We start from the raw sequence: 2,307 nt of genomic DNA, 5'->3' as shown, positions 1-2,307 counted from the left end.
CCCACATCTCGACCAGTCCCGCGCCGCGCAGCATCACGCCGCGGATCAGGCGCAGGAAATGCGTGAGGGGCAGCACTTCGGCGAGCCATTGCGCGAACTTCGGCATGCCTGCGAACGGGAACATGAAGCCCGACAGCAGGATCGACGGCAGGAATACGAAGAACGTCATCTGCATCGCCTGGAACTGCGAATGCGCGCGCGTCGAGATCATGAGGCCGAGGGTGAGGTTGGCGAGGATGAGCAACCCGGCCGCGACGTACACGTCGAGCAGGCTGCCGCGCACGGGAACCGTGAACAGCCAGATGCCGAGCGCGAGGATCACCGTCGTCTGCACGAAGCCGATGACGATGTACGGCAGCACCTTGCCGACCATGAGTTCGGTGCGCGAGAGGGGCGTCGCGATGAGCAGCTCCATGTTGCCGCGTTCGCGCTCGCGCACGATCGACACGCCGGTGAACAGCACCATCGTCATCGTGAGGATCACGCCGATCAGGCCGGGCACGATGTTGACGGCCGAGCGCCGTTCCGGGTTGTAGAACGCGACGACGCCGATCGGCGCCGTGGGCGGCGTGCTCGCGAGCGGCGCCTCGCGCACGCGCGCGGACGCGTCGAGCGGCACCTGCGCGAGCTGCGCGGCGGCGCCCTGGACCGACGTGTCGCTGCCGTCGACCATCACCTGCACCGCCTCGCGGCCCTGCGCCTTGCGTTGCTCGAAGTCCGGCGGCACCGCGATGCCGACGCTGATCTCGCCCCTCCGCAGCATCGCCACGAGCTCGTCCGGCGTGCGCGCGTCCGCCACGGGCGCGACCACCCCCGTCGCGACCATGTCCATCACCGCCGCGCGCGATCCGGCCGTGTTCGCCTCGTCGGCGATGCCCGCGGCAAGGCCGCGCAGGTTGAGGTTGATCGCATAGCCGAACAGCACGAGCTGCATGACCGGGATGCCGACGATCATCGCGAGCGTGATGCGATCGCGCCGCAGCTGCCGAAGCTCCTTCAGCACGACGGCCCACAGGCGGCGCAGGTTCACGCGGCGCGCTCCCGCTCGCCGTCGCGCGTCGACGAAACGAACACGTCCTCGAGGTTCGGTGCGGTCTCTTCGATGTCCGCCGACTGGCCTGCACGAGCGAGGCCGTCGCTGATCCGCTGCTTCGTGTCGCCGCGACCACCGGCGGTCAAGACGCGCAGGCTGGTGCCGATCTGCGCCACGCTGAGTACGCCATCGATGCCGAGCAGCGCGCGCTGTGCGCGTCGCGGGTCCGACGCGGCGACGCGCAGGGTACGACCCGCGAGCGCGCCGGTGAGTTCGCCCGGCGTACCGTCGGCGACGAGCACGCCGCGATCGAGGATCGCGAGCCGATGGCAACGCTCCGCCTCGTCCATGTAGTGGGTCGAAACGAGCAGGGTCGTGCCCGCGTCGGCGAGTTCGAACAGCTTCTCCCAGAAGTCGCGGCGCGATTCCGGATCCACCGCGCTGGTCGGCTCGTCGAGGAACAGCAGCTCGGGCTCGTGGATGACCGCGCAGGCGAGCGCGAGGCGCTGCTTCTGCCCGCCGCTCAGCGTGCCGGCGAGCTGGCGCTCGCGCCCGGCGAAGTGGAACTGCTCGACCAGGGCGTCGATGCGCGGCCTGGCGCGCGCGCGCGCCAGCGCTTGCACGTCGGCGATGAACTCGAGGTTCTCGCGCACGGTGAGGTCCCCGAACAGCGAGAACGCCTGCGTCATGTAGCCGATGCGCGTGCGCAGCTGCTCGGCCTGGCGCGGCATGGAGAGGCCTAGGACGTCGATCTCGCCTTCGCTCGGCGTGAGCAGGCCGCACAGCATGCGGATCGTGGTCGACTTGCCCGACCCGTTCGGACCGAGGAAGCCGTAGACGGTGCGGCGAGGCACCGTGAGGTCGACATGGTCGACCGCGACGAGCGAGCCGAAGCGCTTGGTCAGCGCGCGCGCGCGGATCGCCGGGTCGCCGTCGCCCGCCGGGTTCACCGTGCAGCTCCGCCGAATTCGGCGCGGACCGGCAAGCCGGCGGGCAGCGCCGACGCATCGGCGCCGAGCGCGACTTCGGCGAGATAGCTCAGCCGCGCGACGTCCTCGCCGGTGAGGGCGTAGTACGGCGTGAATACCGGTTCGCTGCGGATCATGCGCACGCTGCCCACGTACGACGTCGGCTGGCCGCCGACGTGGATGCGCACGCGGTCGCCGACGTGCACGGACGTGCGCAGCGGCTCGGGCACGTAGATGCGCGCGTACGGCGCGTCGCCGGCGAGCAGGATCGCGAGCGCGGCGCCGACCGGCGCCTGGTCGCCGAGC

The 2,307-nt window shown here is 70.8% G+C and carries 2 protein-coding genes and 1 pseudogene; all 3 read right to left on the bottom strand.

What is annotated here, in order from left to right:
- Window positions 1-1,030: ABC transporter permease (locus VI238_RS09485; RefSeq protein WP_331650750.1), on the bottom strand; the 1,030-nt coding region annotated here is incomplete at its 3' end.
- On the bottom strand, window positions 1,027-1,953 hold the full coding sequence (locus VI238_RS09480) for an ABC transporter ATP-binding protein (protein ID WP_331650752.1): 927 nt from the start codon (window positions 1,951-1,953) through the stop codon (window positions 1,027-1,029). The genes VI238_RS09480 and VI238_RS09485, both read right to left, overlap by 4 nt.
- Before the next feature lie 26 nt (window positions 1,954-1,979).
- Window positions 1,980-2,307, bottom strand: a pseudogene (locus VI238_RS09475) (hemolysin secretion protein D); the annotation flags it as partial.

The sequence above is a fragment of the Dokdonella sp. genome, from assembly GCF_036518555.1.
Taxonomy (GTDB): domain Bacteria; phylum Pseudomonadota; class Gammaproteobacteria; order Xanthomonadales; family Rhodanobacteraceae; genus Dokdonella_A.
This window is presented reverse-complemented; position numbering and strand designations above follow the sequence as displayed.